The 23,114-nt window shown below is 49.9% G+C and carries 15 protein-coding genes and 2 pseudogenes; 14 read left to right on the top strand and 3 right to left on the bottom strand.

Features of this window, described 5'->3' with window-relative positions; genetic code table 11:
• The first annotated feature begins 6 nt into the window (after positions 1–6).
• Positions 7–3,375: an LPD28 domain-containing protein gene (locus DWZ44_RS03875; protein ID WP_117804248.1), complete on the top strand. Its 3,369-nt coding sequence runs from the start codon at positions 7–9 to the stop codon at positions 3,373–3,375.
• Position 3,376: 1 nt separating this feature from the next.
• Positions 3,377–3,592, top strand: coding sequence for a transposon-transfer assisting family protein (locus DWZ44_RS03870; protein ID WP_117500161.1), 216 nt, complete (start codon positions 3,377–3,379; stop codon positions 3,590–3,592).
• Positions 3,593–3,688: 96 nt separating this feature from the next.
• On the opposite strand, the gene DWZ44_RS18610 is transcribed toward DWZ44_RS03870, so the two are convergent.
• Positions 3,689–4,456: a hypothetical protein gene (locus DWZ44_RS18610; RefSeq protein ID WP_227567379.1), complete on the bottom strand. Its 768-nt coding sequence runs from the start codon at positions 4,454–4,456 to the stop codon at positions 3,689–3,691.
• Here DWZ44_RS18610 and DWZ44_RS18605 point away from each other — a divergent pair.
• The 8 genes and pseudogenes from DWZ44_RS18605 to DWZ44_RS03830 all read left to right on the top strand — a co-directional run bounded on the left by DWZ44_RS18605 (position 4,455) and on the right by DWZ44_RS03830 (position 17,204).
• A complete protein-coding gene (locus DWZ44_RS18605; protein WP_349101367.1) occupies positions 4,455–4,799 on the top strand; it encodes a TnpV protein in 345 nt (114 codons plus the stop codon). The two genes, DWZ44_RS18610 and DWZ44_RS18605, sit on opposite strands and share 2 nt — an antisense overlap.
• Positions 4,727–10,432, top strand: a pseudogene (locus DWZ44_RS03865) (DEAD/DEAH box helicase family protein); the annotation flags it as partial. The gene DWZ44_RS18605 and the pseudogene DWZ44_RS03865, both read left to right, overlap by 73 nt.
• 797 nt (positions 10,433–11,229) lie before the next feature.
• Positions 11,230–13,089 carry a group II intron reverse transcriptase/maturase gene (gene ltrA, locus DWZ44_RS03860; protein ID WP_007045790.1) on the top strand — a complete coding sequence of 620 codons (1,860 nt, stop codon included), beginning with the start codon at positions 11,230–11,232 and terminating at the stop codon, positions 13,087–13,089.
• A 179-nt stretch (positions 13,090–13,268) separates the two neighbouring features.
• Positions 13,269–15,293, top strand: a pseudogene (locus DWZ44_RS03855) (helicase-related protein); the annotation flags it as partial.
• A gap of 1 nt (position 15,294) precedes the next feature.
• Positions 15,295–16,113, top strand: coding sequence for a DUF3849 domain-containing protein (locus DWZ44_RS03850; protein WP_117500081.1), 819 nt, complete (start codon positions 15,295–15,297; stop codon positions 16,111–16,113).
• A 2-nt stretch (positions 16,114–16,115) separates the two neighbouring features.
• A complete protein-coding gene (locus DWZ44_RS03845) occupies positions 16,116–16,454 on the top strand; it encodes a plasmid mobilization protein (RefSeq protein ID WP_003526263.1) in 339 nt (112 codons plus the stop codon).
• A gap of 151 nt (positions 16,455–16,605) precedes the next feature.
• Entirely contained in the window at positions 16,606–16,908 is a 303-nt protein-coding gene (locus DWZ44_RS03835; protein WP_007045794.1) for a hypothetical protein, read from the top strand.
• Positions 16,905–17,204 (top strand): CD1845 family protein, encoded by a 300-nt coding sequence (locus DWZ44_RS03830; protein ID WP_008817075.1) that lies wholly within the window; start codon positions 16,905–16,907, stop codon positions 17,202–17,204. The genes DWZ44_RS03835 and DWZ44_RS03830 overlap by 4 nt, the downstream gene beginning before the upstream one ends.
• Positions 17,205–17,278: 74 nt before the next feature.
• On the opposite strand, the gene DWZ44_RS03825 is transcribed toward DWZ44_RS03830, so the two are convergent.
• Positions 17,279–18,691: an ATP-binding protein gene (locus DWZ44_RS03825; RefSeq protein ID WP_117804247.1), complete on the bottom strand. Its 1,413-nt coding sequence runs from the start codon at positions 18,689–18,691 to the stop codon at positions 17,279–17,281.
• Positions 18,692–18,806: 115 nt separating this feature from the next.
• On the opposite strand from DWZ44_RS03825, the gene DWZ44_RS03820 reads away from it, so the two are divergent.
• A complete protein-coding gene (locus DWZ44_RS03820) occupies positions 18,807–20,219 on the top strand; it encodes a relaxase/mobilization nuclease domain-containing protein (protein ID WP_117500083.1) in 1,413 nt (470 codons plus the stop codon).
• A gap of 222 nt (positions 20,220–20,441) precedes the next feature.
• On the opposite strand, the gene DWZ44_RS03810 is transcribed toward DWZ44_RS03820, so the two are convergent.
• Entirely contained in the window at positions 20,442–20,798 is a 357-nt protein-coding gene (locus tag DWZ44_RS03810) for a helix-turn-helix domain-containing protein (protein ID WP_117500085.1), read from the bottom strand.
• A 171-nt stretch (positions 20,799–20,969) separates the two neighbouring features.
• Between DWZ44_RS03810 and DWZ44_RS03805 the strand changes: the two genes are divergently transcribed.
• From DWZ44_RS03805 to DWZ44_RS03795, 3 genes are read left to right on the top strand one after another with little or no spacing between them, the layout of a single operon-like run.
• On the top strand, positions 20,970–21,173 hold the full coding sequence (locus DWZ44_RS03805) for a helix-turn-helix domain-containing protein (RefSeq protein ID WP_055066046.1): 204 nt from the start codon (positions 20,970–20,972) through the stop codon (positions 21,171–21,173).
• The gene (locus DWZ44_RS03800; RefSeq protein ID WP_117500087.1) at positions 21,151–21,834 is read left to right on the top strand and encodes a response regulator transcription factor; all 684 of its coding nucleotides are present in this window, start codon (positions 21,151–21,153) and stop codon (positions 21,832–21,834) included. The genes DWZ44_RS03805 and DWZ44_RS03800 overlap by 23 nt, the downstream gene beginning before the upstream one ends.
• A gap of 9 nt (positions 21,835–21,843) precedes the next feature.
• Complete coding sequence (locus tag DWZ44_RS03795) at positions 21,844–23,079, top strand: sensor histidine kinase (RefSeq protein ID WP_117804246.1); 1,236 nt, start codon at positions 21,844–21,846, stop codon at positions 23,077–23,079.
• The last annotated feature ends 35 nt before the right edge of the window (positions 23,080–23,114 follow it).

Genomic DNA, 23,114 nt, shown 5'->3' with positions numbered 1-23,114 from the left:
AGGCACATGACAGAGAATGTATTTGAAGCAGTCAAGCAGTCGGTCAGCACCAGAGATGCGGCAGCGTTTTATGGGATCGAGGTCAAACGAAATGGCATGGCCTGCTGTCCCTTTCACGATGATAAGAACCCCAGCATGAAGGTAGACCAGCGGTTCCACTGCTTTGGCTGCGGTGAAGATGGGGATGTGATCGACTTTACCGCAAAGCTCTTTGACCTCTCCCCAAAAGAAGCGGCGGAGAAACTGGCACAGGACTTTGGCCTGATCTATGACAGTCAGGCCCCTCCCCGTAGGAGATATGTCCGGCAGAAAACAGAGGCACAAAAGTTTCGGGAGGACCGGCAGCGGTGTTATCGCGTACTGTCCGATTACTACTATCTGCTGAAAAAATGGGAGGCCGACAATTCTCCCCGGACACCGGAGGAAGAACCGCACCCCCGTTTTGTGGAAGCAATCCAGAAGAAAACCTATGTAGAGTACCTGTTGGACCTTTTTTTTTATGAAAGTGAAGAAGAACAAAAGGCATGGATTGCAGAACACACAGCAGAAATCACACATTTGGAAAGGAGATTGAAAATCATGGCTGAGAACAAACCCACCAACCGAGAGCGGCTAAGGGAAATCACAGATGGCATCGAGCAGGGGATCAAGGAACTGTTTGAGAGTGAAAAGTATATGCGCTATCTGTCCGTCATGTCCCGCTTCCACCGCTATTCGGTAAACAACACCATGCTCATCTATATGCAGAAGCCGGACGCTACATTGGTAGCCGGATACAATAAGTGGAAAGACCAGTTTGAGCGTCATGTAAAAAAGGGCGAGCATGGCATTACCATCATTGCTCCCACACCATATAAGAAGAAAATCGAGGAGCAGAAACTGGACCCGGATACCAAGGCTCCGATTTTGGATAAAGACGGAAAGATCGTCACAGAGGAAAAAGAAATCGAGATCCCCATGTTTCGCCCGGTCAAGGTCTTTGATGTGAGCCAGACCGACGGGAAACCTTTGCCTGAGCTTGCTTCCTCCCTTTCCGGCAATGTGCCAAATTATGAGGCATTCATGGAGGCTCTGCGCCGCAGTGCGCCGGTGCCGATCACTTTTGAAGCAATGGCCGCCGATACGGACGGCTATTTTTCTGCCGATCATCAGAAAATCGCCATTCGCCAGGGCATGAGTGAGGTGCAGACGGTTTCGGCCACAGTACACGAGATTGCCCACAGCAAGCTCCACAATCAGAAAAAGATTCAGATTGCCAATGACGAGCAATATCAGGAGATCGAGCTGTTTGATAAACCCGGTCTGTTCTCCAATGGGCGGATTGTCCGTGATAATCTGCCGGAGGGCGTTTATTGCTATGACCTGCGCGGTTCTGACTACGACCCCGGAGAGCCGGTCTGTGTAGAAGAACAAGTGGTTGTAAACCATGCAGGTTCCGTTCTGCTGACAGAGCCGCTGGAGCTGGCGGAAGATGGACGCCTGATGCTGACCGAGGAAGAAGGGCTGAATTTTGTTGGCGGCTTTTCTACCCTCACCCAGTTTTTGCAAGAACAGAGGAAAGACCGCCACACGGAGGAAGTGGAGGCTGAAAGCATCTCCTATGCAGTCTGCAAATATTTTGGCATCGAGACCGGAGAAAACAGCTTCGGCTATATTGCAAGCTGGAGTCAGGGCAAGGAGCTGAAAGAGCTGAGAGCCAGTTTGGAGACCATCAATAAGACCTCCGGCACTTTGATCTCTGACATTGAGCGCCACTATAAGGAAATATGTAAAGAGCGTGGGATTGATCCCCATGCAAAGGCAGAGCCGGAAACCGCCCCGATAGAGCAGCCAACCGGCAATCTGACTTACTATGTGGCAGAGTGCATGGAGTTTTCAAACCTTGGAGAATATCACGATAACCTGTCTTTGGAGGAGGCGGTCCGCATCTATCAGGAAATTCCGGCAGAGCGAATGAACGGGATCAAGGGCATTGGCTTTGAGCTGAAAGACGGAAGCGACTATGAAGGACCGTTTCCAATTTTGACCGGGCAGACCATTGACCTGGACACTATTCAGGCAATCGACTATTACCGTGACAATCCGCTGGTACAGAAAGCGGTAAAGGAACTGGCTGCGGCCATGTCGGAAATGGAGGTACTGGGGGCGGATGCCAACCAGCAGGAGGCTTTGTTTCTGATCAACGATACTACCTATTTTCATATCCAACCTTGTGACAGCGGATGGGACTACACTCTTTACGATGCTGCGTCCATGAAAGAGCTGGATGGTGGTCAGCTGGATATGCCGGAGCTTTCCTGCATGAAGGCAGTTCTCCAGATTTGTGATGATAACGATCTGGACAGCACTTTGCTCAGACGCGCTCCCTTGTCTATGGTTGAGACCTTGCAGGAAGCTGCTTATGAGCAGATGCAAGCAGAGGCAAGTCAGATGACCGCTTCTGCCCAGCTGCCGGAAGCGCAGGAGCAGGCACTGGATGAATACCCCATGCCAGATGAGCAGGTATCCACACAGGATATGCAGGAATACGGCTACTCCTATGATGGGATGCTCCCTGTTACCAGAGAACGGGCGTTGGAACTGGATGCCGCCGGTTTGACCGTCTATGTGCTGCATGAGGACAATACGGAGAGCATGGTGTTTGACCCGCAGGAAATCATGGATCATGGCGGTCTTTTCGGTGTGGACCATGAGGAATGGGAGAAAAGCCCTCAGTTCCACGAAAAGGTCATGGAGCGTCAGGAACATCAGCAGGAACGCGAACAGGCATTTCTCTCCCAGAACAGAGATTGCTTTGCCATCTATCAGGTAAGTCGTGACGATCCGCAGAATGTGCGCTTTATGAATCTGGACTGGTTAAAGTCCCATAACATTTCCATAGACCGCAGCAATTATGACCTCATTTACACAGCTCCTCTGAGGGAGTCTGGCACTGTGCCGGAGCAGCTGGAAAAACTCTATCAGCAATTCAATCTGGAAAAGCCCGTGGACTTTCACAGTCCCTCCATGAGCGTCAGCGACATCGTTGCGATCAGACAGGACGGTAAGGTATCCTGTCATTACTGTGACAGTGTTGGTTTTACCCAGATCCCCGGATTCCTGCCAGAAAACCCGCTGAAAAATGCGGAAATGATGCTAGAGGACGATTACGGCATGATCGACGGTATCATCAACAATGGCGCAAAAGAACCTACGGTGGCAGAGCTGGAACAGCAGGCCCGAAGCGGTCAGCCCATTTCCCTGATGGAGTTGGCAGCCGCCACCCATCGGGAGGAACGGGAAAAGAAAAAGTCCGTCATGGAGCAGCTGAAAGGCCAGCCCAAGACAGAACACAAAAAGACAGCACCCAAAAAGAGTGCGGAAAGGGAGATTTGATATGGGCAACTTTACTTTTGAGGAAATGAACCTGATGTGCATTTACAATACCGGCAGCCGCACCGGGCTGATTGACAGTCTGCGTGAGATGCGCGGCGAGCTTTCGCCGGAGGAAACGGAGCTGAAAGAGTTGACCGACAGCGCTCTTACGAAGCTCTGTGCGATGACCGATGAGAAGTTTGCCGAACTGGAGCTGTACCCGGATTTTGACCAGTAAACAACATAACCGCAGGGATGGGGTGGCGATCTGCAACCCCGCCTTTTTACCCCAAAACTGAAAGGAGGACAGAATACTATGCCAACCAAAGCTGAACTATATGCACAGATGGCGGAGAAAGTGGCAACGCAACTCACTGGAAGCTGGCAGGAATGGGCAGGGTTCCTTACTACGGCAGCCCGACTTTACAAGTACCCGTTCCATGAGCAGCTGATGATCTACGCCCAGCGCCCGGACGCTACCGCCTGTGCAGAGTACGATTTGTGGAATGAAAAGATGGGCCGGTATGTAAGGCGTGGCTCCAAGGGAATCGCTCTGGTGGACGATTCCGGGGACAGACCCCGCCTGCGCTATGTTTTTGATATTTCCGACACCGGAACCCGTGAACATTCCCGCACTCCCTGGCTGTGGCAGCTGGAGGAGCGCCATTTGGATTCGGTGCAGGCCATGCTTGAGCGCACCTATGATGTTTCCGGTGATGACCTTGCCGGACAGCTCACGGAGGTAGCCGGAAAACTGGCTGAGGAATACTGGACGGAGCATCAGCAGGACTTCTTCTATATCGTTGACGGTTCCTTTTTGGAGGAATATGATGAGTTTAACATCGGAGTACAGTTCAAGGCAGCAGCCACCGTCAGCATCACTTACGCTTTGATGTCCCGCTGCGGACTGGAGCCGGAACGCTACTTCGACCACGAAGATTTCATGGCAATCTTTGATTTCAATACCCCGTCCACCATCGGGGCGCTGGGAACAGCGGTCAGCCAGATCAACCAGCAGGTGCTGAGGCAGATCGGCGTTAGCGTCCGAAATGCAGAGCGCGAAGCCAACCAAGAAAGGAGCAAACAAGATGAACAATCCCATGACCTATATCCAGAACGGAGACTATCTGATTCCCGACCTGAAGCTGAGCCAGCAGCCGGAGAAACCCCTGGGCAAGTACGGCAGGATGAGGAAAACCTACCTGAAGGAACATCGTCCCATCCTCTACAACCAGATGCTGCTGAGCGAGAAGCTGTACCAGCACCTTCTGGAGATCGACGAGACCGCCCAGAACAGACTGGAGCAGATGATGCCCCAGCTGGCGAAGGAAGCGGGAGCCACCGAGGAACTGAAAGCCAGCGATCCCATGAAGTGGGTGGGGCTGATGAACACCTGCAAAGCTCAGGCAGAGGAGATTCTGATGGCGGAGCTTATCAACAGCTGACTCTAAACCTGTTCCTCTCCGAAGCGGAACAGATCCAATCCATAGATGAAGCAGAGAATGTAGCACATACATCCTCTGCTTTTTCTTTTGCCCAAAATGACATTGACCATGTGCTGCGTTTGGGAGGCAATACAGACCGTCAGAGGGAGCGTGTGGTTGCAGCCTTTGAAAAGCAGAAAACCACCGCTGAGATTGCCGAGATACTGAAAACGCTGTACCACGGTGGCAACGGCCTTGGCAGTGTGAGTGCATGGTATGCCGAGGATGGTATCCATCTTTCCCACGGGAAGTCTGTCCGTTATGACAGGTCTGCCCAGGTCATTTCTTGGGAGCGCGCCGCAGAGCGTATCGGGGAGCTTTTGGAAAGTGGTCAGTTTGCCTCCAATGTGGAGCTTGCAGAAGCGGCAGGCTATGAACGATCCCTCCTCTCGGAAAAGCTCTGGCATCTGTATCACGATCTCAGTGAGGACGCCAGAAAAGCCGGATATTTGTCCTGCCTGTCAGAGATCAAAGGCAATGGATTCCCAGAGGAGACCCGCCGTCTGACGGAGAAGCTGAGTGAACCGGCTTTCCGCCAGACCCTCAAGGAAGAATACGCTGCCTTCTGGACTGCCTATCAGCAGGACCGTGACCTGTTGCGTTTTCACTATCATAGACCGAGGGAGATCTGGGAGAACCTGAAGGACCTTGACCTGCCACGCAGGACCTTTTCTTCAGAGCTTTCCCAAGTGCCAACCGTCCAGCACTTTATTACCGAGGATGAGATCGACGCCGCCATGACCGGCGGAAGCAGTTTCGCCGGAGGAAAAGGCCGTATCTATGCGTTCTTCATGGAAAACCATACGGATAAGGAAAAAGTGAGATTCCTTAAAGACGAGTATGGCATTGGCGGACGCTCTCATGCCCTGTCCGGCGCAACACACAGCGGCGAAGATCACGATGGGAAAGGACTGCACTATAAAAAGCAGGACTGCCCGGATGTTCACTTGAACTGGGAAAAGGTTTCCAAGCGCATTACCTCACTTGTCAAGAAAGGTCGCTATCTTACCGAACAGGAACAAGCGCAGTATGACAAGATCCAGGCTGAAAAGGATCTGGCAGAAGAAGATGCCATTCAAGCCCAGCAGCCGGAGATAGAGGAAGAAACGCCAAAGCCTACCCTTCGGGAGCAGTTTGAGCAGTATAAGCCTGTGGTGACTGCCGCCATATCTGAGGATGTGGCATATCGAAATGCCTGCGGTCATTCCGACCGTGAAAATGCTGTCATCGAGGGCAATGCCGCTGTGCGCCGTGCGGTTCTTGGCTCTAAGGATATGGAGCTGATCCGCCTTTATTCGGATGTGCCGGAGTTCCGCCAGCGCCTGCACCGGGAAGTGATCGACGAAACCTATCCAAAGCTCCATGAGCTTCTGCGCCCTCTTTCTCAGGAAGATATTGATACTGCCCTTTGTGCATGGAACGGCAATATCGAGAGTAAACACGCTGTCGTCCGCTATATGAAAGACCATGCAAGAGAGAAGGATACCGCTGCATGGCTGGCTCAGGAATACGGTGGCAGCAACAGCCCGTTCGTTGTCCGTGCCGGAAGCCCGGAGGAAACACAGCTGCCCTGGCCGAAGGTACAGCGCAGGCTTGCCCAGCTGATTCAGGAGGACCGGTTCTATACCGAAGAAGAACAGGATCGTTTTGACAATATCGACCCTATCGCCATCCGGGAAGCCCTGGAGGAAAGAGGGATCGTCAACGGACAGGTGGCAGACCCGGAAAAACTGGACAATGACCCGTTTATCCAACAGGTGATGTCGGATGCCGAGCAGATCGCAGCTGCCGAGACAGAACAGACTTCCGAGGTTTCCATTTCTGATGAGGAATATGATGCAGTTCGCCGCCCGACTCCGCAAAGAACCTCCTATGATCCTGCCGCCCCGGTTTATGCCGTGGGCGATACCGTGTATATCGAGGATGACGCCTATCAGATCACCGAGCTGCGGGAGGACACCGTGCAGCTTCTGCCTACCGGCATGGTATATCCCATCTATCGGGCAGAGCGCAAAGAACAGTTCGAGCAGCTGCTTCGGGCAGACCGCCGCAATGCTTACTATACCGAGTTTCTTCCCATTGACCCGGACAAGGCAGATCAAGACCTGCGGGATGTATTGGCCCATGGACTGATGGATGAAGCGGATAAACAGCAGCTTTCCACGCTACTGCAATCTGGCAGGAGCAACAGTGAGATCGCCTACTGGCTGAGCAGAGCCTACCCTCATGAGATTGAGACCCTGAATCTGGAGACCGGCGATATTGCCGATTACCGTACCACGGCACAGGGCATGGAGCTGGAAGTCCTGGACGCAGAGGAAAAGCGTCTGGCTGTGCTGTATTTCCGCTGGGATGAGGTTGCGCCTTTGCTGCGCGGGATGTATGCCCGTCAGCAGGACGGCTTTGGACAGGAACAGCCCCAACCGGCTACCGAATCCCCGACCTTCCATTCCGAGACCATGGCCGTCTATCCGGGCGATAAGAACCATCTACCTTATGATGTGGTGGTGGAACGGTTGCATATTGAGGAGCCGGAGCCGCCAGCCCCTGTAACAGAGCCGGAGAAAACCTTTGAGGAAGTGCTGGATGAACACCCGGTTTCCATTCAGGTCAACGGCCAGTGGCAGACCTTCCCCAATGCCAAAGCTGCCGAGGAAGCCTCCTATGAGGAATACAAGGCTAACCTGCGCCGCAATGCACAGAACTTCCGCATTACCGATGAGCATTTGGGTGAAGGCGGTCCAAAAGCCAAGTTCCAGGCAAATGTTAATGCCATTCGTTTGCTGAAAGAGCTGGAATCTGCCGGACAGCAGGCAAGCCCCGAACAACAGGAGATTCTTTCCCGTTATGTGGGCTGGGGCGGTCTTTCAGATGCCTTTGACCCGGAAAAACCGGCATGGGTTTCCGAGTATGCCCAGCTGAAAGAGTTGCTGACCCCGGAGGAATATGCCGCCGCCAGAAGCTCTACCCTCAATGCCCATTACACTAGCCCTACGGTTATTCAGGCAATCTATGAAGCGGTGGGGCGCATGGGCTTTGAGACCGGAAATATTTTGGAGCCATCTATGGGTGTGGGCAACTTCTTCGGTATGCTGCCGGAGGAAATGAGAAACAGCCGTCTATACGGTGTGGAGCTGGACCCGGTTTCCGGGCGCATCGCAAAGCAGCTCTATCCCAAGGCGGACATCACAGTAGGCGGCTTTGAGACCACTGACAGGCGGGACTTCTTTGACCTTGCCATCGGCAATGTGCCTTTTGGTCAGTATCAGGTCAATGACAAAGCCTACAACAAGCTGAATTTCAACATTCATAATTACTTTTTCGCCAAAGCATTGAATCAGGTGCGTCCCGGCGGTGTGGTAGCTTTTGTGACCTCCCGCTATACCATGGATGCCAAGGATTCCACCGTGCGCCGCTATCTTGCCCAGCGTGCCGAGCTACTGGGAGCGATCCGTCTGCCTAATGACGCGTTCAAAAAGAATGCCGGTGCCGAGGTTGTATCGGACATCATCTTTCTCCAAAAGCGGGACCGTCCGCTGGACATTGCACCAGAGTGGACGCAGACCGGACAAACGGAGGATGGGTTTGCCATCAACCGGTATTTTATCGACCACCCGGAAATGGTGCTGGGCAGACAGGAGCCGGTAAGCACTGCTCATGGTATGGATTACACCGTGAACCCTATCGAGGGACTGGAGCTTTCCGATCAGCTGCATGATGCTGTGAAGTACATTCATGGCACTTATCAGGAGGCAGAGCTGCCGGAGCTGGGCGAAGGCGAAGCCATTGACACCTCCATTCCTGCCGACCCAAATGTGAAGAACTATTCCTATGCCATTGTAGACGGGCAGGTGTACTATCGGGAAAACAGCCGCATGGTGCGCCCTGACCTCAACGCCACCGCCGAAGCCCGTGTAAAAGGTCTTGTGGGACTGCGTGATTGTGTGCAGGAACTGATCGACCTTCAGATGGATGCAGCGGTTCCAGACAGCACCATTACCCAAAAGCAGGCGGAACTGAACAGCCTCTATGACAGCTTTTCTGCAAAATATGGCCTTATCAATGACCGTGCAAACCGACTGGCCTATGCAGATGATTCTTCCTATTACCTGCTCTGTGCGCTGGAAGTCATCGACGAGGACGGAAAGCTGGAGCGCAAGGCGGATATGTTCACCAAACGGACCATCAAGCCCCATCAGGCAGTGGCTACTGTGGATACGGCAAGCGAAGCACTGGCGGTGTCCATCTCGGAAAAAGCCTGCGTAGATATGAGCTATATGAGTCGGCTTACCGGAAAAACAAAAGAAGAACTGGCCGGAGAGCTGCAAGGCGTGATCTTCCGTGTACCGGGACAGTTGGAGAAAGACGGCACACCCCATTATGTGACTGCTGATGAATACCTTTCCGGCAATGTACGCCGCAAACTGCGTCAGGCACAGAGGGCGGCACAGCAGAACCTTTCTTTTGCAGTCAATGTGGAAGCCCTTACCGCCGCCCAGCCCAAAGACCTGGATGCGTCGGAAATCGAGGTGCGTCTGGGCGCTACCTGGATTGACAAGGAGTACATCCAGCAGTTTATGTACGAGACCTTCAACACCCCGTTTTATCTCCAGCGCAGCATTGAGGTCAACTATTCCTCCTTCACTGCTGAATGGCAGATCAAGGGGAAATCTTCTGTATCCTACAACGATGTGGCAGCTTACACTACCTATGGAACCAGCCGCGCCAATGCTTATAAGATTTTGGAGGACAGCCTGAACCTGCGGGATGTCCGTATCTATGACACCATAGAGGACGCAGACGGAAAAGAGCGCCGCGTACTAAACGCCAAGGAGACCACTCTGGCTGCCCAAAAACAGCAGGCTATCCGGGAAGCCTTTAGGGACTGGATCTGGAGAGACCCGGAGCGACGCCAGACTTTGGTGCGCCAGTATAACGAGGAAATGAACTCTACCCGTCCCCGCGAGTATGATGGCAGCCATATCACTTTTGGCGGCATGAACCCGGCCATTACCCTGCGGGAACACCAGAAAAGCGCCATCGCCCATGTGCTGTATGGCGGAAATACCCTGCTGGCACACGAAGTAGGCGCAGGCAAAACCTTTGAGATGGTGGCCGCTGCGATGGAAGCCAAACGCCTGGGCTTGTGCCAGAAATCTCTCTTTGTGGTTCCCAACCATCTGACTGAGCAGTGGGCATCGGAGTTTCTGCGCCTCTATCCTTCTGCCAACATCTTAGTCACAACCAAAAAGGACTTTGAGACCCATAACCGCAAGAAGTTCTGCGCCCGTATTGCGACCGGTGACTACGACGCCATCATCATGGGACACAGTCAGTTTGAGCGTATCCCCGTCAGCCGGGAGCGTCAGGAACGGCTTCTCTATGAGCAGATCGACGAGATCACCGAGGGCATCGCAGAGGTGCAGGCCAGCGGCGGCGAGCGTTTTACCGTCAAGCAGCTGGAGCGTACCAGAAAGTCTCTGGAAGCCAGACTGGAAAAGCTGCAAGCCGAGGGGCGAAAAGATGATGTGGTAACTTTTGAGCAGCTGGGTGTGGACCGGCTGTTTGTGGACGAGGCCCACAACTACAAGAACCGTGCGAAACGTTGTGCATAAGTCGTAGCAGACAGCTATGACGAAAAGCACCATGCGATAGCACTTGATATATCAAGAAAATATCGTAGAGAACTCAAATCTCAAATTCAGAGGCGAAATTCCTCTGCCGTACAGAATCAATGCCGGAAAGGAGAAATCCCTCAGCGGTCTGTCAAACCGCAGGCAGTACGAGAGCTAATACTCCACTGTGCGTTGTCTATCTGTAAATAGACAGGGTACAAAGCGTGGTGAAGTCGTAACCTGAAAACCTAAACCGAAAGGCATGGATAATAATGGTGCGGGCTTCCGAAACCTATGGCTATCCAGTAGTGAAAGCTATGCAGCATCGTAAGAGTGCTTGGCATCCGAAAGGATGAAGATTGGAGAAAGCAGATACGGCTGGTTTTTCCGTATATGCCCCATGAAATGAAATATTCATGCGGAACCACACAACAACTGTGATTCAAAGTGTGGTTAGGTTCTCCCGGTGTAAGGTAGCGGCCTAAGGGTTTCAACGGTCTATTGACCACAAGGATAGAGATTTGGGAACGTTTGAGAGCCTGTATTTGGAGTATTACAGCACAATGAAGAATACAGGAAGTCAGCCGTGCCATAGTAGTCTGCAATTGGGTAATGCCAATTACACGGGGCTGAAATGCCCCACGGCGAAGGGCACGAGTCAGATTGATTTGTAAATTTCACGAAAGAAAATCCAAATAACTCCCTGAAAGACGGGTGGCGAACTGCGAGGTGAAAACCTTGTGCATTTAAGCGTCAGATTTTCAACAGAAAAAGAATTGAAACAGTTTCAAGACCTGCTCTATGAAAAATCGGGGCAAGGCGTTTCATTCACGGGACTGTTGGAAGCAATGGTCAGCGAAGTGACTATTGTAACCGCTGTTCATAACATCAAGTCCAACAAGGGCAGCAAAACTGCCGGTGTGGACAGGATGAAAATGGACAAGTATCTGCAAATGCCAAAAGAAGAACTATTTCAGTTGATTCAATCAAATATCTCCAATTACAAGCCGAAGCCAGCCAAACGGAAGTATATCGAAAAGGCAAACGGCAAAAAGCGACCTCTGGGTATTCCCACTGTATTGGATAGGATTATACAGGAATGTATGCGACTGATTCTGGAACCGATATGCGAAGCGAGATTCTATCCGCACAGCTATGGTTTCCGTCCTTACCGGGCGCAGAAGCACGCTATCCGGGATATTGTCAATGTCATCAATGCAAGTGTGAAATCCAAAGACCAGCCGGTATGGGCAGTCGAGGGAGATATAAAGGGCTGTTTTGACAACATCAATCATAGATTGTTGCTGAAAAAGCTATGGCGAATCGGAATCCACGATAAGAGGGTTCTGAAAATCATCAGCCAAATGCTAAAAGCCGGATATATCGATCAGGACTTATACCATGCAACAGAAATGGGAACACCACAGGGCGGTATATTATCTCCGTTGCTGTCCAATGTGTATCTCAATGACTTTGACTGGTATGTGGGGCGCTGCTATATGGAGCCGCACCGTCAATGCAAGCACAAATGCAACGATACCCGAAGGCTGAAATGGTCTGGAATCACCCCGAAATACAATTTTCGCTATGCGGATGATTGGGTGATCCTGACCTCTACGGAACAGGAAGCGTTCCGTATGAAGCATGAACTGACAAAGTATTTTAAGCATCGCATGAAGTTGGAACTGTCACAGGAAAAGACCTATGTAACCGATTTGAGAAAGAATGGTATTCATTTCCTCGGTTACATAGTCAAGGCAGAACGAAAGAGGAAAACACCAGACCCAGCCACATGGTCAGATAATCTGGTAGGAAAGCCATTCCCTGATATGGAACGATTGACGAAGAAAATCCATACCTTGCAAAAAGAAGTTAGGAAAATTGGATTATACACGCAATCCAACACGCAGGCGGCTCAAATCCAGTATGTGAACTCCGTGATTATGGGACTGGCACAGTATTTGCAACCCTCTATCTGTTCTCATGCCTACCATGCCATTGACCGTAGAGTGAATAATACGGCGTTGGCAGTATGGAAAAACCTGTTTCCCAAGCAGTACAACCAAATGCAGGTGCCGTTAAAGGAATTAAGTAATCTGCCACATCGGCACGAAGGTTATGACAGTAAAACCTTCGCAATTCAAATTGATGGGAAATGGTTCGGAATAACCTATGCGTTTATTACACACAGTCGTTATGAAAGCAAACCATTTGACCAGAAAATGACCCCTTATACGGAGGATGGACGCAGGCGGTATGTAAATTATCGTACCAAGCATAAACCGTTGCCCTGTGACCGCCCCTCCATCAATACACCCGAAGATATAGCCTTATCCATCTACGCTAGCGGCAAGGGATGGAAAGCCAATTTCGAGTATTTTATGAATCGGGAATATGCCTACAACCGAGATAAGGGAAAATGCAAATGCTGTGGTAGATATTTCTCTGAACTGATTCCGAAACATTGTCATCATGTAAATCCACGACTTCCGATTGAAAGAATCAACAAAGTTCCAAATTTAGCATGGCTATGTATACCGTGTCACCGCATGGTACACAACAGTCCTATACCGCCAGAGTTGGATGCCAAGGCGGTACGCAAAATCAAGAAATATCGTGAAAAACTCAAAAAGTGAAATTTACAAGTGCGCTGTATTCGTGAGGGTACAGATGCAATGAAATCAGTAGAAAGTAAGTCAATCTGATGGTAGGCCGGGTGCGCTGAAAGGTGCACGCCCGGCGTGAGACGGGGGAAAATCCGGAGGAAACGAATGTGCGGCTTCGCCGCACATCACGTTCAAAGGATTACCTATCGTCATTGTTTTTATACACAAAAATGCGGAATGTGGCTGGTCTTTCCACATCGGACGCGCAGAAATCCTCCGATATGTTTGCCAAGTGCCGCTATATGGATGAGATCACCGGAAACCGTGGCGTGATCTTTGCCACCGGCACACCGGTCAGCAACTCCATGACCGAGCTTTACACCATGCAGCGTTATCTTCAATATGAACGCCTGCAAGAGCTGAACATGACCCACTTCGACTGCTGGGCTTCCCGATTTGGGGAGACCGTCACAGCATTGGAGCTGGCACCGGAAGGCACCGGCTACCGGGCAAGAACGAGATTCAGCAAGTTCTTTAATCTGCCGGAGCTGATGAACCTGTTCAAAGAAGTGGCCGACATCAAGACTGCCGATCAGTTAAATCTCCCTACCCCGGAAGTGGAGTACCACAACATCGTGGCGCAGCCTACCGAACATCAGCAGGAAATGGTCAAAGCTCTTTCGGAGCGTGCATCGCTGGTACACAGTGGAACTGTTGACCCGTCCCAGGATAACATGCTCAAGATTACCTCGGATGGCCGTAAGCTGGGGCTTGACCAGAGAATCGTCAACCAGATGCTGCCGGACGAACCTGGCACAAAGGTCAATCAGTGTGTGGACAACATCATGCAGATCTGGCGGGACGGCAAAGCTGACAAGCTGACCCAGCTGGTGTTCTGCGACATTTCTACACCGCAGGCAAAAGCTCCTGCAAGCAAGGCGGCGAAAACGCTGGATAATCCACTGCTTCACGCATTGGAAGGCGCTGTGCCTCTGCCGGAGCAGGAGCCGGCCTTTACGGTATATGACGATATTCGTCAGAAACTTATTGCCCAGGGGATGCCTGCCGACCAGATCGCTTTTATCCATGAAGCCAATACCGAAGTGCGGAAAAAGGAGCTGTTCTCTAAAGTCCGTACCGGTCAGGTTCGTGTCCTCTTAGGCAGCACCGCCAAGATGGGCGCAGGCACCAATGTGCAGGACCGTCTGGTGGCACTTCATGACCTGGACTGTCCGTGGAGACCGGGAGACCTTGCCCAGCGCAAGGGTCGTATCGAGCGTCAGGGTAACAAGAATCCTCTTGTCCATGTGTACCGCTATGTGACAGAAGGAACCTTTGATGCATACCTCTGGCAGACGGTGGAGAATAAGCAGAAATTCATTTCCCAGATTATGACTTCTAAATCGCCGGTGCGTTCCTGCGATGATGTGGATGAAACAGCCCTCAGTTTTGCCGAGATCAAGGCTCTGTGTGCCGGAGATCCCCGCATCAAGGAGCGTATGGATTTGGATGTGGAGGTATCCCGCCTGAAGCTGATGAAAGCCGACCACCAGAGCAAGCAATATCGTCTGGAGGACCAGCTGCTCAAATACTTCCCGGAGGAGATTGAAAAGCACAAAGGCTTTATCAAGGGCTTTGAATCTGACCTGGAGGTTTTGGCAGCACACCCGCACCCGGAGGACGGTTTTGCCGGTATGGAGATTCGTGGAGACCTGCTGACCGATAAGGAGAACGCCGGTGCAGCCCTTTTGGATGCCTGCAAGGAGGTCAAAACCTCCGATCCGGTGCAGATCGGCAGCTACCGGGGTTATGCCATGTCCGTGGAATTTTTCGCTTGGAAACAGGAATATACGCTCCTGCTGAAAGGACAGATGACCCACAGGGCAACCCTTGGTACAGACCCTCGCGGAAATCTTACCCGTATCGACAATGCCCTCACTCAGATGCCCCAGCGTCTGGAGGCGGCAAAGGCACAGCTGGATAACCTCTATCAGCAGCAGGCTGCCGCAAAGGAGGAAGTCGGAAAGCCATTCCTTTATGAAGAAGAACTGACAAGCAAAAACGCCCGTCTAGTGGAGTTGGATACCCTGCTCAACATCGACGGAAAGGGGCAGGCACACACCGAGTCTGTTGTTGCCAAAAGCACACGGACTTCGGTGCTGGATAACCTAAAACGCCCGGTGCAACCCCGCAGTACAGACAAGAAACCAAAACAGCATGAGGAGGTGCGATAACATGAATACTAACGATCTGAATACAGCTCTTTATGAAAAGATGGCTGCCGAACAGGACAAGTTCCGGGACTGGCTGAAAAGCCAGCCCCCGGAAGAAGTCTTAAACCATGCCTATGAGTACACCATCCGCGAGGACATCGTGATGGCAATAGAGGAACTGGAGTTGACCGACACCCAGGCTCAGGCACTTTTGGAATCTTCTTTGCCGCTGGCGGATGTGTACCGCTACTTTGAAAAGCTGGAGACCGGTCACATGGATGTGATCCGGGACAGCATTGAGAACCGTGCCGACGATGTGTGCAGAGCTAAAGAGGAACTGCGAACAACACCGATCTATCCCCATTCAGCTGCCTATGCGAGAGAACATGGGGAGCTGGAGCAGTACCGAGCTTCCAACAATGTAAATCGCCAATGCAAGGAGTCTATTGAAGCGGCGGTGCGGGAGCACTTCGACGGAATGTATCTCAGCCACGATGCGGCAAAGGGTGTGATCGAGACCTATGGCATGGAGCGTGTGTCCATGGTTCTGTCTAACACGGTCCAGCTTCAGGACTGGGATGGGCGTTACTCCCGACGCAACAAAGAATGGGCCAAGACCATTCCCAACGATAATCCCGAAACCGTCCGTTGTGGTTATGCCTTAAACAGCCACCCTGCTGTGCTGGATGGTTTTATTGATCTGGTGCGTGAAGAACAGCAGCGCAGCCGTACCCAGAGAGAAAAACTGGAACCGTCCCGTCACTCAGTGCGGGATAAGCTCAAACAGGAGCTGCCCGCCCATAAGTCTGCCGCCCCGAAAAAACGGGAGCCGGAGCGATAACCATGGCAAAGCGCAAGCGGGATGTGCCGGTTTTGTTTTGGGTGTCCGCAGAAGAACTGGAACTGATCCATCAAAAGATGCAGCAATACGGGACAGAGAATTTGAGCGCTTATCTGCGGAAAATGGCGCTGGATGGTTATGTGGTCAAGCTGGAACTGCCAGAGCTGAAGGAGTTGGTCTCCCTGATGCGCCGAAGCAGCAACAACTTGAACCAGCTGACCCGCAAAGTGCATGAGACCGGGCGGGTTTATAATGCTGACTTGGAGGATATATCCCAGCGGCAGGAACAACTGTGGGAGGGTGTGAAGGAAATCCTTACCCAACTCTCCAAACTTTCATAACAGGGATAGATACTCCATTTGCGGAGGGAGGAACGGCGTTTCTTCGCCGCACCTTCCTCCGCTTTTTCTTTTTGTCTGTATCCTTGTCTTTTGCCTGTCCGTACCGGATAATATGAGTAGAATAAGAAGCGTAGCAAAGGAGTGAAAACAGATGCTGACCTTTGAAAAGGTGCTGGAGATTTTTGCGGATTACCTGACCGCAGACGAGACCATAGAAGTTTATATCAGCCGCCATGGATGTGTAAGAGTTGAATTTGACCAAGATTTTCACTATTGCTCTGGCGAGGTGTGCCATACTCCCAAGGAACTGTTCGACCTCTTAGCCGATGATTACCGGACTTATCTGGAGATTGAACTGACCAAAGGAAAACGGGAAGTGACGGAAGATGATGAGAGAGAAGCGGATGCCCTGTGCAAACGGCATCTGGAGCGTTGGAAGGAGGAACAGGAATGAAGATTTTGAAATGTCTGCTGATGATCGTAACTGCACCGGTCGTTTTGGTGTTGACGCTTTTTGTCTGGCTCTGCACGGGGCTGATCTACATATCCGGTCTGGTGCTTGGTCTACTAAGCACGGTAATTGCTCTGCTTGGCGTGGCTGTGCTGATTACCTATTCCCCGCAGAATGGTGTGATTTTGCTGGTTATGGCATTTTTGATTAGCCCGATGGGGCTGCCGCTGGCTGCGATCTGGCTACTGGGAAAGGTGCAGAGTTTGAAATTTGCGATACAGGATTGGGTGTATGGGTAAATGATGTGAATATAATTTGGAATGAAAAAGAAGCAGGACAATGGGAGATGAGACCCAATGCCCTGCTTCTCTGTTTATTCGGAACGAACTGTAATATATTTTTGATTGCGACTTTTAGGTTTATCGGGAATAGTCATTTCTAATTGCCCGGATTCTAAAAGCGGATTGATATGTTTCAAAGTGAAGTTTCTTAAATCTTTGAAGCCGCAAAATACTGCAAGCTCTTTCTTGGATTTTGGTGTTGTGCAAAAAGTCAAAATCTGTTTGGATACCGTTGATAGTTCAATAACTTGGTGGGTAACTTGGTGGATAACTTGGTGGGCGTCACCCTCTAAGTTGTAGTTTACATTTTTCAAGATGACTCTGAAATCTGTCGCTGTTGAGGAAAATTCGGGCTTATATGCCTCTGTGTATCCAGGCAGCTTTTCGGTTTCACTGACGATTTTGCGTAGGCCACTTCCACGGCGTTCCATGTACTTCATGCGGTGGAACAGGTCAGCAATCACAGGGTTTCGTCGCATCGAACGGATACTGTAAATATCGTATTCCTGAATTGAGCCGCCGCCAAACATACCGCCCGGAGATGTGATTTCCACCCGATCATCAAACATATCAATATGGATTTCGCTGCCAAGTACAATATAATCACGATGGATAAGCGCATTAACAAGAGCCTCTGTCACAGCTCGTTCAGCATAATCTGGCTTGTCTACACGATACTGTGCCTCTTTGACAAAACGGACTTTGGAATTATTGCGAATAAATTCACTGCCGCTTTTCAGTAGATAAATCAGATTCCCTTCGTATTCTTTATCGTCCAGTGCATCATCAAAGATAGAGCCTTTTTCCAAGCCATTCCACCGGGTACAGAACATACGGGAGTTATAAACTGTGTGCTGATCGGTCATGAGCTTTCCGGCATTGGTCAAGACCCCATTTTTGTCAGCCAAACCGAAGGAAACATAATCGGATGGCTCAAAGCGGAGGCCGGTTCGTTCCAGATAGGTTGCCTCCAGGAGTGTGAAGCTGTAATCCTTTTTCACAGCTTCTGTTGTTAAGGTGTCAAAGGACTGATTGGTTCCCTTTAAGATCAGTTCATTTACAATGTAATCCGGGGCAATTACGCTTTCATTTCCAACACGGATATATGCTTCCATCACTCCGTCTGCCTTGTAATAATATGGGGTGCTGCGGCCGGGAGAAACCTCCAGAGCTAATAGATTTTTACCATCTTCCTGTAATGGTTTTAAGATAAACTGAGGTAATGGTGTGATTCGTTCTTTAATTAAGCGGCTGATCGCTTCAGCATCCTTTTGAACATCGGACAAGCCAATAGGTTTCCGGTCATCAGAGATTCCGAAAAACAGAGTTCCGCCGATTCCATTAGAAAAGGAACTGACACTTTTTAACCAGCTTTTTGGTTTCTTTATTTCAAGTGCAACTTTGAAATCACATTCGGTTGCTTCAGCAATTAGCTGTTCTATCATAAAATCCCTCCTTTGAGGTATTGGTAGTTTCTTTATATTATACCCATAAGGAGAGTTTATTTCAACGATAGGCACAAAGAGTTCAGAGAAAATATTTTTGAGAGGAGGGTTTTTTATGGCAACTACAAGAATCATGCCGCTTCATGTTGGCAAGGGCCGCACAGAAAGTCGGGCGATCAGTGACATCATCGACTATGTAGCAAATCCACAGAAAACAGATAACGGCAAGCTCATTACCGGCTATGCGTGTGACAGCCGGACTGCGGATGCGGAGTTCCTTCTGGCAAAGCGGCAGTACATTGCCGCTACCGGACGGGTGCGCGGCGCAGATGATGTGATCGCCTATCATGTGCGCCAGTCCTTCCGCCCTGGTGAGATTACCCCGGAAGAAGCAAACCGGCTGGGCGTAGAATTTGCAAAGCGTTTTACTAAAGGCAATCATGCCTTTGTGGTCTGCACTCACATAGACAAGTCGCACATTCATAATCACATTATCTGGTCATCGGTCAGCTTAGAATATGACCGGAAATTCCGAAACTTTTGGGGCAGCACCAAGGCGGTTCGCCGGTTAAGTGATACAATCTGCATTGAAAACGGACTGTCCATTGTAGAGAATCCGAAACCTCACGGAAAAAGCTATAACAAGTGGCTGGGAGATCAGGCAAAGCCCTCTCACCGAGAGCTGCTTCGTGTGGCGATTGACAACGCATTATCACAAAGCCCTGCTGATTTTGAGGAACTTCTGAAGCTACTGCAAGAATCCGGCTGTGAGGTATCAAAACGAGGGAAATCATATCGCTTGAAGCTCCCCGGTTGGGAGAAAGCCGCCCGTATGGACAGCCTGGGCGAAGGATATGGATTGGAAGATTTGCGGGCAGTTCTCTTAGGAAAGAAAGCACATACCCCGCGAAAGAAAACAGTCACACAGGCAGAGCCGCCGAAGGTCAATCTGCTGGTGGACATTCAGGCAAAATTGCAGGCTGGAAAAGGTGCTGGCTATGCTCGATGGGCTAAAGTTTTTAATCTGAAACAAATGGCGCAAACCATGAATTACCTGTCAGAGAACAATCTGCTGGAGTATACGGTTTTGGAAGAAAAGGCTACGGCTGCCACGGCACATCACAATGATCTTTCGGCGCAGATCAAAGCGGCTGAAAAGCGCATGGCGGAGATTGCTGTTCTGCGTACTCACATCGTAAATTATGCCAAGACCCGTGAGGTCTATGTGGCATATCGTAAGGCGGGATACTCTAAGAAATTCCGGGAGGAACATGAGGAAGAAATTCTGCTCCATCAGGCTGCTAAGAATGCCTTTGATGAGATGGGCGTCAAGAAGCTGCCCAAGGTCAAAGAGTTGCAGACAGAGTACGCGAAATTGCTGGAAGAAAAGAAAAAGACCTATGCCGAGTATCGGCATTCCCGTGAGGAAATGCGGGAGCTTTTAACGGCAAAGGCCAATGTAGATCGGGTGCTGAAAATGGAGGTAGAACAGGATGTTGAAAAAGAAAAAGACCACGGCCAGCGGTAAGCTGGTCCTGGTCAAAAGCGTTCGCAGAACGCGCAGCCACAGAATGAAATTCTGTGTTCAAAGGGGCTTGGGGGCGCTGCCCTCAACAAGCAAGCAGAGAGGAAAATCACAAAGGGATTTTCTCCTCTGCGGGCCTGTGTGTATTAACACAGGCATTGCTTGCCTCTTTTCTCCGAAATTGAAAAGAACCAGTGAGAGAATCGTTAAATTTCACTCACTGGCTCAATTCATTTCAAATATCTCGGACAACTCTGTCAGTTCTTTCACCGTTTCTTGGGTGTGATGCAACAGGGTGTCACGCATTTCTGGCGGACAGCTGGAATAAAGCATTTTCATCTGATTGACACCTTCATCTTCCAGAGAAATATCTGGATTTATAAGCGTATCTAAAGAGATGTGCAGGACCTTTGCCAATGCTCTCAAAATCAAATAAGAAGGATTCATTTTCCCCTTTTCGATATTGGCGATTTGCTTTACAGAAACATGGCTCAGATCCGCAAGCTCCTGTTGTGTCAGGTCTTTTTTCTTTCTGGCTTCCCGCATTTTTTGCCCTAAAGCAGTTAAATCATCAATCGGCATAATCGTTCACCTCAATAATATTGTATCGTTCCGGTTTGATTTGAGGAATAACCTTATCATTCCGGTTTTTTCGGTACGATTATACTGATTTTTCTTTTTTGCAACATGGTTGCAGGCTTGTATTCTTCGAGCAATAGAAATATAATGGAATGTATTGCAGGAGGTGCAGAGATGGACTATATGACCCTAAAAGAAGCAAGTGAAAAATGGGGAGTTTCAATTCGGCAGATAAACTATTATTGCGCCGGTGGCCGTATTCCCGGTGCTGTGAAGGTGGCTACAATTTGGCTGATTCCGAAAGACGCGGAAAAGCCTGTGGATATGAGAACGAAGCAAGGAAAGGAGCAAAAAAATGCAAAAGATACTTTATGTTGAAGATGATTTGAGCCTGATTGATGGATTGCAATATACTTTGGAAGCAAGTGGATATATGGTGGACAATGCCAAAACTGTAAAGGAGGCTTTGGCCCTATTCCGAAAGAACACCTATGATTTACTTTTGCTGGATGTTACGCTCCCAGATGGCACAGGCTTCGATGTTTGCAAAGCGGTACGGAACAGCTCAACCGTTCCCATTATATTTTTGACAGCTTCGGATCAGGAAATCAGCATTGTCCGAGGACTTGATATGGGTGCCGACGATTATATCACCAAACCGTTCAAGCTGAATGAACTTCTATCCAGAATTAAGGCAATCCTGCGCCGTTCCTTGCAGTTTTCCAAAGCAGATACCTTTTTGGAAGCCAATGGTATTCGTGTAGATACGGCGGAACGGCTCGTTTGGAAAAATGATGAACCGCTTGACCTCCCGCTGGTGGAATACAAATTACTATGTTTGTTCATGCAAAATCCTAATCACCTTATGCCGCGAGAAATGATCCTGGATAGGATGTGGGATGGCAACGGAAACTTTGTGGATGACAATACCTTGTCTGTGTATATCCGGCGGCTGAGAAACAAAATTGAGGACACACCCAATCAGCCTAAATACTTGCTGACGGAACGAGGTATCGGCTATAAATGGGTCGTTGAGTGAGGACAAGGTATGGGCAAATTAGGGAAAGAAACAAAGAATCTACTGTTGGCAATCACCGTCATCTGCCTTATTTCATTTCTACTTGCCGCAGGACTTTCGTTTTTACTTGCAAAGGACTTCCAACATGAGATGTTGCTCCATGACTATGGTGTTTCCGGCTACCAGCTGAACCATGAGGATAAATTGCAGATTTCAGCTTTTACTGCTCACCCCAACGAAAGCGATATAGAACGAGGCAAAGAAGCGCTGGCCTCTATTGGATACAGTGAAGCAACATCTATGCAGCTATTGCCAACTGTTCGGGAATATCGAAATCAGACGATGCTGTATCTACTCTTGCTGCTGTTGTTTCTGTTCGGTATGGTATATCTGGTTCTGCTGTTTTATCTGCGACGCCAGCATAGAGCTATTGATGATGCGGGAAGTAAGATTCGAGAATTTTTGGATGGCAATTCTATGTCCAGAATTGAATGTTCCCAAACCGGTGATTGGTATAGCCTTTTCCATGATGTCAATGAAATGGCGACTATTCTCTCCGCCCATGCAGAGAGCCAGAAGCAGACAAAGGAGTTCTTACAGGACATCATTTCGGATGTATCACATCAGATTAAAACGCCGCTATCTGCTTTGAAAATGTACCATGAAATCATAAGCAGTCATAAAGGAGAAGCCGAAACGGTGGCGAACTTTTCGGAAAAATCTCAACGAGAGATTAAGCGAATGGAGAACGTTATTTATACACTGCTCAAACTGGCGCGCCTGGATGCGGGAATTATACAGATGGAAAAAGCAGAAGAAAATGTTTCCGCTCTCATGCAAGATGTTTTGGAACGATTTGAAACATGGGCAGAACAGGATCACAAAGAGATCACCCTTTCGGGTAAGGATGATATTTCTCTTAATTGCGATGCACTATGGATGTCGGAGGCGATTGGAAATATCGTCAAAAATGCTTTGGAACACACACAACCGGGCGGTCACATTTCGGTGCAATGGACACAATCACCCCTGTTGACTCAGATCGTCATTACAGACGATGGCAAAGGTATCCACCAAGAGGACTTATACAACATTTTCAAACGCTTTTACCGCAGCCGCTTTTCGTCAGATGTGCATGGGATAGGATTGGGCTTACCGCTGGCTAAATCTATTGTGGAGGCACATGGGGGAACTATTTCTGTAACCAGCACACTCAATGTTGGAACTACCTTCACATTGAACTTTTTCAGCCTTACAAATGAGTAAGATGCAGGTCACTTGGAAGTAAGCCGAAGGGGGTA

Source organism: Blautia sp. AF32-4BH, assembly GCF_003460565.1.
GTDB lineage: Bacteria > Bacillota > Clostridia > Lachnospirales > Lachnospiraceae > Fusicatenibacter > Fusicatenibacter saccharivorans.
This window is presented reverse-complemented; position numbering and strand designations above follow the sequence as displayed.

Excerpts from the sequence above, each read along its gene's own strand:
- DWZ44_RS03800 (WP_117500087.1), top strand. The coding sequence starts at position 21,151 with ATGCAAAAGATACTTTATGTTGAAGATGATTTGAGCCTGATTGATGGA.
- DWZ44_RS03825 (WP_117804247.1), bottom strand. The coding sequence starts at position 18,691 with ATGATAGAACAGCTAATTGCTGAAGCAACCGAATGTGATTTCAAAGTT.
- DWZ44_RS03810 (WP_117500085.1), bottom strand. The coding sequence starts at position 20,798 with ATGCCGATTGATGATTTAACTGCTTTAGGGCAAAAAATGCGGGAAGCC.
- DWZ44_RS03835 (WP_007045794.1), top strand. The coding sequence starts at position 16,606 with ATGCTGACCTTTGAAAAGGTGCTGGAGATTTTTGCGGATTACCTGACC.
- DWZ44_RS03870 (WP_117500161.1), top strand. The coding sequence starts at position 3,377 with ATGGGCAACTTTACTTTTGAGGAAATGAACCTGATGTGCATTTACAAT.
- DWZ44_RS18605 (WP_349101367.1), top strand. The coding sequence starts at position 4,455 with ATGACCTATATCCAGAACGGAGACTATCTGATTCCCGACCTGAAGCTG.
- DWZ44_RS03820 (WP_117500083.1), top strand. The coding sequence starts at position 18,807 with ATGGCAACTACAAGAATCATGCCGCTTCATGTTGGCAAGGGCCGCACA.
- DWZ44_RS03850 (WP_117500081.1), top strand. The coding sequence starts at position 15,295 with ATGAATACTAACGATCTGAATACAGCTCTTTATGAAAAGATGGCTGCC.
- DWZ44_RS03795 (WP_117804246.1), top strand. The coding sequence starts at position 21,844 with ATGGGCAAATTAGGGAAAGAAACAAAGAATCTACTGTTGGCAATCACC.
- DWZ44_RS03845 (WP_003526263.1), top strand. The coding sequence starts at position 16,116 with ATGGCAAAGCGCAAGCGGGATGTGCCGGTTTTGTTTTGGGTGTCCGCA.
- DWZ44_RS03805 (WP_055066046.1), top strand. The coding sequence starts at position 20,970 with ATGGACTATATGACCCTAAAAGAAGCAAGTGAAAAATGGGGAGTTTCA.
- DWZ44_RS03830 (WP_008817075.1), top strand. The coding sequence starts at position 16,905 with ATGAAGATTTTGAAATGTCTGCTGATGATCGTAACTGCACCGGTCGTT.
- DWZ44_RS18610 (WP_227567379.1), bottom strand. The coding sequence starts at position 4,456 with ATGGGATTGTTCATCTTGTTTGCTCCTTTCTTGGTTGGCTTCGCGCTC.
- DWZ44_RS03875 (WP_117804248.1), top strand. The coding sequence starts at position 7 with ATGACAGAGAATGTATTTGAAGCAGTCAAGCAGTCGGTCAGCACCAGA.